At 33.1% G+C, this 13,506-nt stretch carries 14 protein-coding genes and 1 tRNA gene; 8 read left to right on the forward strand and 7 right to left on the reverse strand.

Annotation, left to right across the window (positions count from 1 at the left end; translation table 11 throughout):
* Nucleotides 1-16: 16 nt before the first annotated feature.
* A tRNA-Gly gene (locus ACRHNM_RS13695) sits at nt 17-89 on the reverse strand.
* A gap of 285 nt (nt 90-374) precedes the next feature.
* On the opposite strand from ACRHNM_RS13695, the gene ACRHNM_RS13700 reads away from it, so the two are divergent.
* Complete coding sequence (locus tag ACRHNM_RS13700; protein ID WP_431137213.1) at nt 375-1,109, forward strand: M15 family metallopeptidase; 735 nt, start codon at nt 375-377, stop codon at nt 1,107-1,109.
* A gap of 25 nt (nt 1,110-1,134) precedes the next feature.
* A complete protein-coding gene (locus ACRHNM_RS13705) occupies nt 1,135-1,905 on the forward strand; it encodes a M48 family metalloprotease (protein ID WP_431137214.1) in 771 nt (256 codons plus the stop codon).
* A 63-nt stretch (nt 1,906-1,968) separates the two neighbouring features.
* Here the strand turns inward: ACRHNM_RS13705 and ACRHNM_RS13710 are convergent, their stop codons facing one another.
* The gene (locus ACRHNM_RS13710) at nt 1,969-2,355 is read right to left on the reverse strand and encodes an ankyrin repeat domain-containing protein (protein WP_431137216.1); all 387 of its coding nucleotides are present in this window, start codon (nt 2,353-2,355) and stop codon (nt 1,969-1,971) included.
* Nucleotides 2,356-2,615: 260 nt separating this feature from the next.
* On the opposite strand from ACRHNM_RS13710, the gene gpmI reads away from it, so the two are divergent.
* Nucleotides 2,616-4,139 carry a 2,3-bisphosphoglycerate-independent phosphoglycerate mutase gene (gene gpmI / locus ACRHNM_RS13715; RefSeq protein ID WP_431137217.1) on the forward strand — a complete coding sequence of 508 codons (1,524 nt, stop codon included), beginning with the start codon at nt 2,616-2,618 and terminating at the stop codon, nt 4,137-4,139.
* 49 nt (nt 4,140-4,188) lie between these two features.
* Nucleotides 4,189-4,599, forward strand: coding sequence for a BT0820 family HAD-type phosphatase (locus tag ACRHNM_RS13720; RefSeq protein WP_431137218.1), 411 nt, complete (start codon nt 4,189-4,191; stop codon nt 4,597-4,599).
* Nucleotides 4,600-4,602: 3 nt separating this feature from the next.
* Here the strand turns inward: ACRHNM_RS13720 and ACRHNM_RS13725 are convergent, their stop codons facing one another.
* Nucleotides 4,603-5,868 (reverse strand): acetyl-CoA hydrolase/transferase family protein, encoded by a 1,266-nt coding sequence (locus tag ACRHNM_RS13725; RefSeq protein WP_431137219.1) that lies wholly within the window; start codon nt 5,866-5,868, stop codon nt 4,603-4,605.
* A 124-nt stretch (nt 5,869-5,992) separates the two neighbouring features.
* Here ACRHNM_RS13725 and map point away from each other — a divergent pair, with 124 nt between their 5' ends.
* Complete coding sequence (gene map / locus ACRHNM_RS13730; RefSeq protein WP_431137220.1) at nt 5,993-6,811, forward strand: type I methionyl aminopeptidase; 819 nt, start codon at nt 5,993-5,995, stop codon at nt 6,809-6,811.
* Nucleotide 6,812: 1 nt separating this feature from the next.
* Entirely contained in the window at nt 6,813-7,580 is a 768-nt protein-coding gene (locus tag ACRHNM_RS13735; protein ID WP_431137221.1) for a class I SAM-dependent methyltransferase, read from the forward strand.
* Here ACRHNM_RS13735 and ACRHNM_RS13740 read toward each other — a convergent pair.
* Genes ACRHNM_RS13740 through ACRHNM_RS13750 form a run of 3 tightly spaced genes read right to left on the reverse strand, consistent with a single transcriptional unit; the run spans nt 7,577 to nt 9,885 of the window.
* Entirely contained in the window at nt 7,577-8,572 is a 996-nt protein-coding gene (locus tag ACRHNM_RS13740) for an FAD:protein FMN transferase (RefSeq protein WP_431137222.1), read from the reverse strand. The two genes, ACRHNM_RS13735 and ACRHNM_RS13740, sit on opposite strands and share 4 nt — an antisense overlap.
* Nucleotides 8,573-8,950, reverse strand: a complete 378-nt coding sequence (locus ACRHNM_RS13745) for a Na(+)-translocating NADH-quinone reductase subunit F (protein WP_431137223.1) — start codon at nt 8,948-8,950, stop codon at nt 8,573-8,575.
* Between the two features lie 20 nt (nt 8,951-8,970).
* A complete protein-coding gene (locus ACRHNM_RS13750; protein ID WP_431137224.1) occupies nt 8,971-9,885 on the reverse strand; it encodes a DUF4846 domain-containing protein in 915 nt (304 codons plus the stop codon).
* A 125-nt stretch (nt 9,886-10,010) separates the two neighbouring features.
* Here ACRHNM_RS13750 and ACRHNM_RS13755 point away from each other — a divergent pair, with 125 nt between their 5' ends.
* Nucleotides 10,011-11,414 carry a vWA domain-containing protein gene (locus tag ACRHNM_RS13755; protein WP_431137225.1) on the forward strand — a complete coding sequence of 468 codons (1,404 nt, stop codon included), beginning with the start codon at nt 10,011-10,013 and terminating at the stop codon, nt 11,412-11,414.
* A 2-nt stretch (nt 11,415-11,416) separates the two neighbouring features.
* Complete coding sequence (locus ACRHNM_RS13760; RefSeq protein ID WP_431137226.1) at nt 11,417-12,403, forward strand: hypothetical protein; 987 nt, start codon at nt 11,417-11,419, stop codon at nt 12,401-12,403.
* 100 nt (nt 12,404-12,503) lie between these two features.
* Here ACRHNM_RS13760 and ACRHNM_RS13765 read toward each other — a convergent pair whose 3' ends face one another.
* Nucleotides 12,504-13,361: a hypothetical protein gene (locus tag ACRHNM_RS13765; protein WP_431137227.1), complete on the reverse strand. Its 858-nt coding sequence runs from the start codon at nt 13,359-13,361 to the stop codon at nt 12,504-12,506.
* Nucleotides 13,362-13,506: the final 145 nt, after the last annotated feature.

A 13,506-nucleotide genomic window follows, 5' to 3' on the forward strand; every position in this document is an offset into this window, starting at 1 on the left:
TTGATGAAGCTTTTAGAGCGAGAGACCAGGTTCGAACTGGCGACATTCAGCTTGGAAGGCTGACGCTCTACCAACTGAGCTACTCTCGCTTTCTGAGCGCAAATATATATAAACTTACTCTTCTTTTCAAAGTTAAATCTGCTGCTTTTAATATAATGATAGTCTAAAATTTCAACAACATTATCTGTAATACGTTCTTTTAAAATGGCTTCCGATCATTTATCGCTCGTTAATTATCGTATTCGTATATGACGCCTTGTATTAAAGAAAACCCTTTAAATCTGAAACTAAAAAGACATCATATAAAAGTGAGTATAATTATTATTAACTGAAAATGAATTAGTAAATTCACTCATACATTTATCTAAAACACATTGAAACGCAGGCAATTTATTAAATCAACTTTAGCTTCAGGGCTTAAATTATCTATATTACCACAGTTAGCATTTCAAACTCGTGTAACTCAAATTAGCTATGAAGAATTGATTGGCAAAGGGAATCCTGATCTCTATGGAGAAGGATTCAAATTAAGAAAAGAAGCTTATAATGCTTTCACAAAACTGCAAACTGAGGCACTTAAAAGTGACATTCAGATTCAAATTGTGTCTAGTTATAGAGATTATGACCACCAAAACAGAATTTGGAAACGTAAATACAATCAAAACATCAACAAAGGATTAACACCTTTAGAAAGCATTAATAAAATTATAGAATACTCGACCATACCAGGAACCTCTAGGCATCATTGGGCTACAGATATAGATATTATTGACGCTAATGTAACGCGACCTTCATCTGTATTACAGGCTAGACATTTTGAAGAAAATGGCTGTTACAGAAAATTGAAACTTTGGATGGATGCATATGCAAATACTTTCGGATTTAATCTGGTATATACGAATGCACCACATCGTAAAGGCTTTAAATATGAACCATGGCATTACAGTTATAAACCTCTTTCAAGTATGTATTTATCACAATACAAAAGCTTGAATATTAAAGATATTGTGGCTAACGAAAATTTATTAGGAAACAGGTATCTTTCAGAAGAATTCATTTCCAATTACTTGAACCATAATATTATGGATATTAATCCAGAACTTTTGTAAATTTAATATACAAACAACCAACACCATGAGAGGAAAAAATTTTAAAATCAGACTATTAATTGGTTTAGCAATCGCATTATTTTTTGTTGTCAAAAGATGTAGTCAACGTGAGGAAAACCCATACACAGGTCGTATGCAAACCATATCGATGTCTCCAGATAAGGAAATACAGATTGGACTTGCCAGTGCTCCTGGCATGGCACAACAACATGGAGGTCTTCATCCAAACACGCAATATCAAGCTTTAGTTGATAACGTTGGTCATAAATTAATTACTAGCAGTATCGCTAGAGAAACGCCTTATGAATATGAGTTTCACTTATTAGCAGACCCAAACACGATTAATGCATTTGCATTACCTGGTGGTCAGATATTTATCACATACGCCTTATTTTCTCAATTGGAAAATGAAGATCAGCTTGCAGGTGTATTAGGGCATGAAATTGGTCATGTTCTAGGTCGCCATAGTGCTGAACGCATAGCAGAAAGTGAATATTGGCAAGGCTTAGTAACAGCTGGATCTGTTGGAGGTGACATAGGCGGCTTAGTTAGTGGTATTGGTCAAAACACTTTATTAACAAATGGTAGAGAAGACGAACTAGAAAGTGATGATTTAGGTGTGAAGTTTATGATGAAAGCAGGATATCAACCTGAAGAGATGATTGATGTTATGGAAATATTAAAAGCTGCTGCTGGTCCTAATCGTGTTCCTGAGTTTCAAAGCACACATCCTGATCCAGAAAATAGAATTGAAAAAATTAGAGCCTCTATCGAAAAATACAAAAAGACGCTTTAAAAATAAAGCGTCTTTTTTTAACTAACTCAAATAATTGTCATTATTCCTAATAACTTGTTTTTTTTAAGATTCTAAACTTTTTAAATAAGACAAAGTATCTTTAGCATTTGATGCCTCTGCATATTTTTCAGCAGTCATTCCTTTGTCACTTTTAACATTCAATTTAGCACCATTTTTAACTAAAAGTTTTAAAATATCTAAACGGTTATACCTCGCTGCATACATTGCAGGTGTAAGCCCATTAGAAACTTTGTTAACATCGGTTCCTAAGTCTATTAACTTTTTCACAGTTTCAATATCTCCTTTTACAATAGACATACAAAAAGGATTAACTGTTGATTTCTTGGTAACAACTTCATAAGTAGAAGTATTACTAATAACATTTTTTGCATTTAAAGCGGTTACTGAAAATGCCATTGCAATTGCAACGATAACTACTGATTTTTTCATGATGAAAGATTTTAAATTAATTGATTTGTTTTTTGATTATACTAAATAGACGATATATTTCAAGAAGTGTTACACTAAAAAACTATAAATAACATTTTTTTAACTATTTGTAAACAAATATGTTAAGACAAATACATTTCTTTAAATCTACATAACACCTATTAAATCATTGTTTAAAGTAATTTTAAAGTAGATTTTTTTGTACGCTTATTTAACCATTTCGGTATATAACTTTTATCTTTGAATTTAAATATGAGAACATGAATAAAAAAGTAGTTTTGATGATTCTTGATGGTTGGGGAAAATCACCAGACCCCAAAGTTTCTGCTATAGATAATGCATACACTCCATATATAGACTCACTTTACAAAAAATATTCTAATGCCTCTTTAAGAACTGATGGGCTTCATGTTGGTTTACCTGAAGGACAAATGGGAAACAGTGAAGTTGGACATATGAACCTTGGTGCAGGTCGAATTGTATATCAAGATTTAGTTAAAATCAACTTAGCTGTTAAAAACAACACATTAAAAGATGAGCATGAATTAGTCGAAGCATTTCAATATGCTAAAACAAATAATAAAGCCGTTCATTTTTTAGGCTTGGTTAGTGATGGAGGTGTACATTCACACATTAATCACTTATTCGGGTTAGTTGATGCAGCAAATAATTCTGGGGTTGAACATTCTTATATTCATGCCTTTACTGATGGTCGCGATGTGGATCCAAAATCAGGATTCGGATTCATAACATCTCTAGAATCTCACATTAAAAACACCAATACAAAAATTGCTACTCTTACTGGTCGTTATTATGCAATGGATAGAGATAAACGCTGGGAACGTATAAAATTAGCTTATAATGCAATTGTGAATGGTATTGGTAACTATTCGAAAAATGCTACAGAGGCTATTCAAAACAGTTATGACGATAATATAACTGATGAATTTATCAAACCTATTATAATGGTCAATGACAACAACAAACCAGTTGCAAAAATACAATCGGGTGATGTTGTCATCTTTTTCAATTTCAGAACAGATCGAGGTAGAGAGCTTACGGAAGCACTTTCACAACATGATTTTCATGAGCAAAACATGCATAAACTTGATTTATACTATGTAACCATGACTAATTATGATGAATCGTACAAAAACATAAAAGTTATCTACAATAAAGATAACCTTTCCGAAACTTTGGGAGAAGTATTAGCCAGACATCATAAAACACAAATACGAATTGCTGAAACTGAAAAATATCCGCATGTAACGTTTTTCTTTTCAGGAGGCAGAGAAGAACCTTTTGAAGGAGAAACTCGAATTTTAAGAAACTCACCAAAAGTAGCGACATACGATTTAAAACCAGAAATGAGTGCTTACGAACTTCGTGATGCATTAGTGCCTGAGCTTAAAAAAGGAGAAGTTGATTTTGTGTGCTTAAATTTTGCAAATGGAGATATGGTTGGTCATACAGGAGTTATGGAAGCAGCAATAAAAGCTTGTGAGGCTGTTGATATTTGTGTTAAAGATGTTGTAGAAGCTGCGCTCGAAAAGGACTACACAACGATACTCATTGCAGACCATGGTAATTGTGAAACTATGATTAATCCAGACGGCTCGCCAAACACAGCTCACACGACCAATCCTGTTCCTATTATTTTAATTAATAATGATAAAACAGTAATCAAAGATGGTATATTGGGTGATATAGCACCTACCATCCTTAATCTAATGAATATTGAGCAACCTAAAGCTATGACTCGAAAATCATTGGTCACACTTTAACCCGAAAAAAGATAATTATTGTATTTTTGCAAATTATAAGGATTAACCTATGAACTTTCTAGACAAACTTGTTATTGCCATAGATTTTGATGGAACTATTGTTGAGGATGCCTATCCAAAAATTGGAAAACCGCGCATCTTTGCATTTGAAACCATGAAGCGATTACAGCATGAGGGTCATCGATTAATTCTATGGACATATAGAAGTGGCTCCAAACTTGATGATGCTGTCGCATTTTGTAAAGAAAATGGTATTACATTTTATGCGGTTAACCAAAGTTTCCCTGAAGAAAAATACGATAACACGGTCAGCCGCAAAATTTATGCAGACATCTATATAGATGATCGAAACATTGGTGGTGTTTTAGGTTGGGGCGAAGTGTTTCAATTGATTACAAATGAAACACCAGAGATAAAAGCTCCCAAACGTAAAAAAGGGTTTCTAGGTCTGTTTAAATAGCTTTTACAGCATTTCAAAATATGCTTTATCTATACTTTCTCTGTGGTCTGGATGTGCAATATCAACTAAAGCTTTAACTCGTTCTTTTATTGTTTTTCCGTAGAGATTAGCCACACCATATTCTGTCACCACATAATGAACATGAGCTCTGGTTGTCACCACTCCTGCTCCTGGTTTTAGAACTGGCACAATTCTACTCACTCCTTTTCTAGTTATAGATGGCAATGCAATAATAGCTTTTCCTCCATCACTTAGCGATGCTCCTCTGATAAAATCCATTTGTCCTCCTACTCCAGAATACATAGAAGAACCTATTGAATCAGCGCAAACCTGACCAGTTACATCGACTTCAATTGCAGAGTTTATAGCTACCATTCTTGGGTTTTGCTTAATATATGCTGCATTATTTGTATAGTTAGAGGCACGCATTTCTACAAACGGATTATCATCTACGTAATCATATAAGCGCTTAGAACCCATTAAAAATGTCGATAACGCTCTACCTCGATTAATCTTTTTATAGTTACCGTTTATGACATCATTTAATATTAAATCGATAACACCATCAGAAAACATTTCAGTATGTAACCCTAAATCTTTATGATTAGTTAATCGGGTTAATACAGCATTAGGAATAGAACCAATTCCCATTTGTAATGTGCTTCTGTCTTCAATTAAGTTAGCCACAAAATCCCCAATTTTACTCTCAATTTCATTAGGTTCGGTCATTTTATGAATTGGAAGGGCTTCATCTGACTCCACAAAATAATCAATTTCAGTAATGTGTATAATACCTGCTCCATGAGTTCTTGGCATTTGAGGATTGACTTGTGCAATAACGCATTTAGCGTTATCTATGGCAGCTAAAGATGCTTCAACAGAAACTCCTAATGAACAGTAACCATGACGATCTGGAACAGAAACGTGTATCAAAACTACATCTAAATCTAAAATTCGCTTTTGGAAGAGACGAGGCAATTCACTTAAAAAAACGGGTGTATACGAACCATTCCCAGCTTTTAAAGTATGCCTAACGTTCTTTCCGATAAAAAAGGAATTCACATGAAAACTATTTTTTAATTCTGGGTTTGCATAAGGTGCATCGCCTTCAGTATGCAAATGGCATACTTCAACATTTTTCAATTCCTCATGTCTATCAGATAGAGCATTGATAAGAGTTTGTGGTGCTGCTGCTGCTGCTTGAATGTAAACCCTGTCATTAGACTTAACAACTTTTAAAGCTTCTTCTGCTGTAACGGTTTTATACATTTGATATCGATTTTACGTTGATGCAAAGATAAAATAGAAAGGCTGATTAAAAACTGTCAAATATCATGTTTGGGATAAAATTTTAAATTTTAAATTTAAGTATCTTTGCTCATATTATTCAAACATGATTATAGTAAAAACAAAAGAAGAAATCGAATTGATGCGTCAAAGTGCATTAGTGGTTTCAAAAACATTAGGCATGCTCGCCAAAGAAGTAAAAGCTGGTGTTACCACAAATCAATTAGACAAACTTGCTGAAGATTTTATAAGAGAACAAGGTGCTGTTCCTGGATTTTTAGGACTTTATGACTGTCCGTCAACTTTGCTCTGCAGTGTCAATGAAGCTGTTGTTCATGGCTTACCAACAGACACCCCTTTAAAGGATGGAGATATAGTTTCTATAGATTGCGGAGCTTTAATGAATGGTTTTTATGGTGACCACGCTTATACGTTTGAAATTGGAGAAGTCGCTCCTGAAACTAAAAAATTAATTCAAGTCACTAAAGAGTCTCTGTATGTTGGCATACGTGAGTTCAAACTAGGTAATCGCGTTGGAGATGTTGGTTATGCCATTCAGAATTATTGTGAAGCTCATGGCTATGGTGTTGTACGAGAACTGGTTGGTCATGGTTTAGGACGAAAAATGCATGAAGATCCTGAGATGCCAAATTATGGACGAAGAGGTCGTGGTAAGAAATTTATTGAAGGTATGGTTGTCGCCATTGAACCTATGATTAATGGTGGAACGCATCGCGTAAAACAATTAAAAGATGGCTGGACTATAGTTACCCAAGATGGCAAACCAAGTGTTCATTTTGAACATGATATTGCAATAGTAGATGGGAAACCTGAAATTTTATCAACCTTTGCATATGTTCATGAAGCCTTAGGAATTACGTCCGATGAAGAAGATGAATTTAGAAAAGAAGCCTTAGTGCTCTAAAATGAAACGTCTCTTTAAGCTTATACTAAATGTTATCCCAAGACCTTTATTAATTAGGTTAAGTTATGTCGCCCGACCTATACTTGCTTTTTTTCTAAAAGGAAATCGGTTTACAGATCCAATAGATGGAAAATCTTTTAGAAGCTTTTTACCTTATGGTTATGGGAATCAACGCAATAATGTGTTGTCGCCTTCTACATTATCTTTAGAACGTCATAGACTGCTTTGGTTGTATCTCAAAAATGAAACTGATTTCTTTTCAGCAGAAAAGAAAGTCCTTCATTTTGCTCCTGAACAATGTTTTTTGAAACGCTTTAAAAAGCTAAAAAACATAAATTACACAACGACAGATTTGCTATCTCCTATTGCAGATGTCAAAGCCGATATTTGTAACCTTCCGTTTGAAAATAATAGTTATGATGTCATTTTATGCAATCATGTATTAGAACATATTCCAGATGACACCAAAGCGATGCAGGAATTGTATCGTGTGATGAAATCTGGAGGTTATGGTATTTTTCAAATTCCGCAGGATGTATCTAGAAAAAAAACCTTTGAAGATGACTCTATAACCGATCAAAAGGAGCGTACAAAAATCTTTGGACAATACGATCATGTGAGAGTTTATGGTCGTGATTATTTTGACAAACTTCGAAGCATTGGATTTAAAGTAGAGGAAGTGGATTATTCGTCTCAACTTTCTGGAGATGAAATTGAGCGTTACTGCCTGGCTAAAGGCGAAATTATTCCTGTAGTTTATAAACCTTAACTTTCTGGAAAGTCATTTAAATTTAAAGTTTCCAACTCTTTATTTTCATTTTCAAAAACTAAAAACACTTTTAATTCAGGATGCAATTTTAAAAACTCGGTGACTTTTTCAATACCCATAGCCTGAAAAGCAGTTGCGTACGCATCAGCAGTCATACAATCTTCAGCAATAACAGACACACTTAAAATATTCGTTTTACTAGGATAACCTGTTTTAGTATCTATAATGTGTGCATAGCGATTGCCATATTCGTCAGTTTTGAATTTTCTGTAGGTTCCAGACGTTGCCATACCAACATTTGTGAGCGTAATAGCTTTTAAAACCGATTGTTCGCCGTCAAAACGCGGTTCATCAAGTCCGACTCTCCAAGGGGATTCTTTTTCTATATTAATACCACTGGCACGAATCTCACCTCCTATTTCAACGAGATAATTATTGATATTTTTATTTTCGAGAAAATTTGCAATTACATCTACACCATACCCTTTGGCAATGGCATTAAACTCAATATAGGTTTTTGGTGGTTTAGTCACTTTATTATCAATTATCATGACTTTATCAAACCCTACAAATCGCATTAAACCGTCAATTGTTGTACTATCGGTTAAAAACTTATTTTTATCTGCTCCAAAATCCCATGCATTTACGACATCACCAATGGTTGGATCGAAAACTCCTTCAGTAGCATTATAAATCTTTTTGGAAGCAGAAAATACTTTTTCAAAATGGGCATCCATGGTAATGTCTTCATTTTTGTTTAATCTGGAAAGATCTGAATCTGCGATATAGGTAGACATCGATTGATTAACGACTGCAAACAAACTATCAAACTGTTTAGAATAGTCAATTTCAGAATTATAAATCACAGCATAAGAAGTCCCAAAAACAGGTCCTGAAACTTTAGTATTCTCAGAAGGTTCTTGAACTTGTTTTGATTTCTCTTTGCAAGAGAGAAAACCCAATAACAGCAATCCAACAGTAATAAGCTTCATTTAATTCAAATTTGTTTCGATAACTTGAATACCATTGTATTCAATAAGATAATCTTCATTAAGGTAAATAGGTAGATTTTCACCATTAGGATTTCCTAAACCAACGCCTGCATACAAGACTTTGGCATCCTTTTCAAATGCGTGTTTTTTGAAGGTTTCCATCCAAATCACATCATAATTGTTAGGATTTTCAGGAAGTATAACTGCTTTTACAATCACAAAAAAGTACTGACTGTTTTTATCAATACAAACAAATTGCGGATGTTTTTTCAACTTACTATTTATAGCTACAAATTCAAAACCACGTTGTTCTAAATCTTTACCAACATGGTTCATAGCTAAATTATGAAGTTCTTGATTTGTAAGTGCCTTACTCATAATACAAAGATACAAACTAGCTATTTAAAACGCACAAATTTAGAATCATAAAAGGTATAATTTGATACAGGTATCACTGCATCTTCTTTGAGTTGATACCATGGTGAAATATTTAAATCTTTCAGGTTTTTAACCAAATGCACACTTTGAGCAGGTGTGTTACCTTGAAATAATAAAAATAATTTTTCGCCTTTATCATTAATAACCTCATCGCAAATCATAACAATATGACCTGGTGAACCACCTTTAATAAGCATATCACCTATTTTTAAATCTGAGTCATCTATAGATTTAAGTTCATTATAAAGAGATAACGTACCAGAATACATATAAATTAAGTTCAAATAGTTATAAAAGTTCGGTTTAGTATAATTTGCTGTTGCAGTTTTACTGAAAGTCACCTTATTACCATTAATCTTTGGACGATACCCTTCAGCGTAGTTGTTCCAAGAGCAATAATGCCCTGAAGTAAAATTAAAACCAATTTCAGCTTTTCGGTTATTGTCCCAAAGGTATTCGCTTCGCATTCTAATAAGTGCATCTGCACATTGCTGCAAGCCGTTTTTGGGCACTGGGACTTCTAAAATTCCAATATGACCTCCTTGCCAGAAATAGGGTGTATCATCATAGTTAATAATTTTACTCCCAAAAGGTTTCAAACTATAATGCCTTATATAATTTTGGAAACTTTCTTTTGGATAGCTAACACGCTTATAACCTCTAGGCACATTAACTCTGGTGAAAATCGTTAAGCGATCCTTGTTGATTAAGCTAGGAGCATCATCTAACTTAGTTGCTGTGGTAGTTGTTATTTTTTCAAGAGATTTAGACTGTACGGTATAGGCAACCATAACAACTACAACAATTAATGTGAACAAAAACCTACTCATAAAGTAAAAACGTAAAACCTTTTGATTTTCGTATTTAGAATTCAAAAAATATGACCATTAATTACAATTAATTTATTTCAAATAAAAACCTCAATTTTCTCTTTTTTAAGTATTTATAAAAATGAAACCTAATTTTTAGTATCTTTAAATACATTATAAAACCTAACATTATGAAGTTATTAATCACACTATGTTGTGTGTTAGGTTTTAGTTTACAATCTTACACGCAACAGGACGCTCCATCTCCTATTCTATTCATCTACGACGCTAGTGGTTCAATGTGGGGACAACTAGATGGTAAAAGTAAAAAGGTAATTGCTTCTGAAGTATTATCTACTTCTGTGAACAATCTTCCTAGTAATCAGAATATAGGCCTAATGGCCTATGGACACCGTCAAAAAGGTGATTGTAATGATATAGAGTTTTTAGTAGATTTAAAAAACAACTCTAAAAGTAATATTACAAATGCTGTTAGTAATATGAAGGCTTTAGGCAAAACACCTTTAGCACGTTCAGCTTCGCTTGCCATTAATTCTTTAAAAAAAACCAATACCAAAGCTACTATTATTTTAATAACAGATGGTATAGAATCGTGTGATGGTGATGTCTGTAAAGTGGTTTCAGAAGCTAAAGCCAGTGGAATCGATTTTAAGTTACATATTGTAGGCTTTGGTCTCAAAGAAAGTGAAACCACACAATTAAAATGTGCTGCTAATGCTGGTGGTGGAAACTACTACGATGCTTCAAATGCCAGTGCTTTAGGAGAAGTACTCACTGAGGCTACGACTCAAACTGTTGATAAGCCTGATGGAAACTTCTCAATTTATGCTTCAAAAAACGGACAAGCTGTTGATGCCTGGATTAATGTTACCAAATCTGGAACTAAAGAAGTTGTTGATGGTTCAAGAACCTATCGTGATTCTGGTTGGGTGTATTTACCTCCAGGAACATATGATATTGCTATTAGGCCTTTAGAAGGTTCAGATATTCCTGGTACATCTATAACAGTCAATATGGAAGAAGGAGACATTAAACATAAAAACATCAGCTTTGATGGAGGTACACTAGAAGTTACAGCAACCAATAATGATGAAGGCTGGGATACTGTGGTAAAAATGTTAGATATCAATACTGGAAAAGTTGTTGCCAATACAAGAACCTACGGTCGTACTAAAACTATGGAAGTTCCTGCTGGTCTCTATAAAATCACATTTCAAGCATTAGTAATGAAAGGTAATAACACTTATTTTGAAATTGATAAGATTGAAATTAATTCTAATGAAACAACATCTATATCTCATAATTTTGAGACAGGTAAAGCAAGGATTGGCGTAAAAACATCAAATGGAGAGCTTGTTGATGCTGGTGTGAATTTCATTGACATTAATTCAGGTAAACGTATAACAGGTGGACGAACTTATACCTCTGATAAAAGTAATCCCAGAGAATTTTTATTAAACCCAGGAACATATAAAGTTGAAGTAAGGTCATTAGGAGCTCATGTTGGTCATAATGAAACTTTCACGATTGAAGTAAAGCAAGCTGAAACCGTCACCAAAATCATTACTTTTTAATCATGGCACATAAATTACTAAAACCATATAGCTTTTTACTTTATATACTTGCAATTATCACTTTCTTTTTTATTGGAATTACTGTAGCAGGTTTGGTTGATGCGGGAAAAAACCAAGGCCTTGCTGGTGGTGCAATTGTTTTAGGCTATGCAGTAATTTCTTCGTTAATAGGACTTATCATCTCGTTTTTTGTTGCTAATAAAACCAATAGACAAATTGTTTTCAGACTTAATGTTATTTTGGCATTATCAATTGTAAGTTTTTTCGCTTATTATCAAATTAAATATCAAAAACGTCAAAAAGCTAAAATGATTGAAAACCATAAAACTAAGCAACCTAAACAACAGACGTCTTCAGCTACAAATGGTTTTTCATTTTCAGAACCTATTGCAATACTTAATACCAATAATACCAAAACTCAAACCAAACTTTCGGGTTTAGGTATGTTTACACCAAATCTAAATGAAAATGATATTTTATATTTTTATGGAAACCCTTATTTTAAAAGCTCTCTCTCAAATCGTTTACCAACTGACAGTCTCACTTTTAAGTCTGGAAAATATGGAGGCTATAATATAGCTTTAGCTCCACCATGGTTAGTACCTGAACATTTGAAATTAGATTATGGCATATTATACTTTAAAGCCATTTCGATTACGAAAGAGTTTGTAGAAATTGAAGTAAATACATTGACGAATCAAACGGCATATGTAAACATTATGAGTGGTAAACTAATGTATTGGCCAGAGTTTTTATTAGATATTAATAGTATAGAATTTTTAAATTCTGAAACTCAAAAGGTTTTTGTAAAACCATTAGAACATGCAGGAATAGTGAATGAACATTACAGTTTTATGCGTCCTTTAAAAGTGAAACAAAACTGGATGTATGTTGAATTATTAACTGATAATTTTAATTCTGTAGGTAAAGGTTGGGTAAAATGGATTCATGATGGTAAATTATTAATACACTACTCTTTATTAAGTTGAATTGTATTTTTAATTATTAGCAGTTAAATTTTAATTTTAGTAAAAAAGCCAACTCACATGAGTTGGCTTTTTAAATATCTTTTAGGGACACTTAGGGATATTAATAGTAAGTGTACTCATATCGAGCCGTTTGTCCAAAATTACCATTATCATCTGTATAAGTTCGTTCTAATACAGTTGGATAATTATTTGAGTTAAACACATAGCTGTAAGCGATTGTTCCTATTAATTCATCGGTATCTGCATTATACTCATTTGCTGAACTAATATTATTGATGGTTGAAAATCCATATAGTTTCCTAAATACTTCTGGTTTAACATTAGCATAAGGATGATTTTTATCATCATAAGCATAAGTTAAGTAACTGGGTGTAAAAAAATAATCACTATTTTCATATCTTACCATATTACCATTAGCATCGTATTCTAAATCTTCAGTATTAGAAACACTGCTTAAATCATTGCAAGTATTAAAATCTGCATCAGCTTGCCAGTAATGCGTGAACATACTTACGTATTGCGAAGCATTATATTCAAATTCAATTTTGTCAACCTCTGGATCATCAAACGATGACGTTTCATTATCATAAGTAATATCTTGACATATGCCAATTATGACACCATTATCATACTCAATGTAATCAATTTCTGTTCTGACATCGTTAAACGGATCTGTTTTCACTTCTGTAAACGACAATAAAATGTCGTTAGCATCATATTGAAATGTCGTAATTGTTTGTCCGTAAATAGTCACTGAAGTTAATTTGGTGATGTTTCCAAGAGCATTATACTCATAATCAAATTGTTCTTCAACAACACCACCTGCTGATACTTTTTTAACCGTTTTAATTAATGTACCATTGCTACCTTCTGGTAACATACCATCATCTTCGCTACTATCATCAGAAGAACAAGAAAAAACAGCTAATGCCATTGCAAATAAGAATAATTGTCTCATATACTAAAATTTTGTTAATTTTTTTAACAAATATAGACTAATGATTTAATAAGCCAAGTATTACAAAAATTATTTAGACTTATATTAAAAAAAAACCAACTCATGTGAGTTGGTTTTTAATTTTGAATGAGATTCTGAAACAGGT

It is taken from the genome of Psychroserpens mesophilus, from assembly GCF_050617655.1.
In the GTDB taxonomy this organism is placed as follows: domain Bacteria; phylum Bacteroidota; class Bacteroidia; order Flavobacteriales; family Flavobacteriaceae; genus Psychroserpens; species Psychroserpens mesophilus_A.

What these genes read in the sequence shown, in the direction of transcription:
- ACRHNM_RS13735 (WP_431137221.1), top strand. Translation starts at nt 6,813, where the DNA reads ATGAAACGTCTCTTTAAGCTTATACTAAATGTTATCCCAAGACCTTTA.
- ACRHNM_RS13725 (WP_431137219.1), bottom strand. Translation starts at nt 5,868, where the DNA reads ATGTATAAAACCGTTACAGCAGAAGAAGCTTTAAAAGTTGTTAAGTCT.
- ACRHNM_RS13760 (WP_431137226.1), top strand. Translation starts at nt 11,417, where the DNA reads ATGGCACATAAATTACTAAAACCATATAGCTTTTTACTTTATATACTT.
- ACRHNM_RS13755 (WP_431137225.1), top strand. Translation starts at nt 10,011, where the DNA reads ATGAAGTTATTAATCACACTATGTTGTGTGTTAGGTTTTAGTTTACAA.
- ACRHNM_RS13705 (WP_431137214.1), top strand. Translation starts at nt 1,135, where the DNA reads ATGAGAGGAAAAAATTTTAAAATCAGACTATTAATTGGTTTAGCAATC.
- ACRHNM_RS13745 (WP_431137223.1), bottom strand. Translation starts at nt 8,950, where the DNA reads ATGAGTAAGGCACTTACAAATCAAGAACTTCATAATTTAGCTATGAAC.
- ACRHNM_RS13710 (WP_431137216.1), bottom strand. Translation starts at nt 2,355, where the DNA reads ATGAAAAAATCAGTAGTTATCGTTGCAATTGCAATGGCATTTTCAGTA.
- ACRHNM_RS13720 (WP_431137218.1), top strand. Translation starts at nt 4,189, where the DNA reads ATGAACTTTCTAGACAAACTTGTTATTGCCATAGATTTTGATGGAACT.
- gpmI (WP_431137217.1), top strand. Translation starts at nt 2,616, where the DNA reads ATGAATAAAAAAGTAGTTTTGATGATTCTTGATGGTTGGGGAAAATCA.
- map (WP_431137220.1), top strand. Translation starts at nt 5,993, where the DNA reads ATGATTATAGTAAAAACAAAAGAAGAAATCGAATTGATGCGTCAAAGT.
- ACRHNM_RS13765 (WP_431137227.1), bottom strand. Translation starts at nt 13,361, where the DNA reads ATGAGACAATTATTCTTATTTGCAATGGCATTAGCTGTTTTTTCTTGT.
- ACRHNM_RS13740 (WP_431137222.1), bottom strand. Translation starts at nt 8,572, where the DNA reads ATGAAGCTTATTACTGTTGGATTGCTGTTATTGGGTTTTCTCTCTTGC.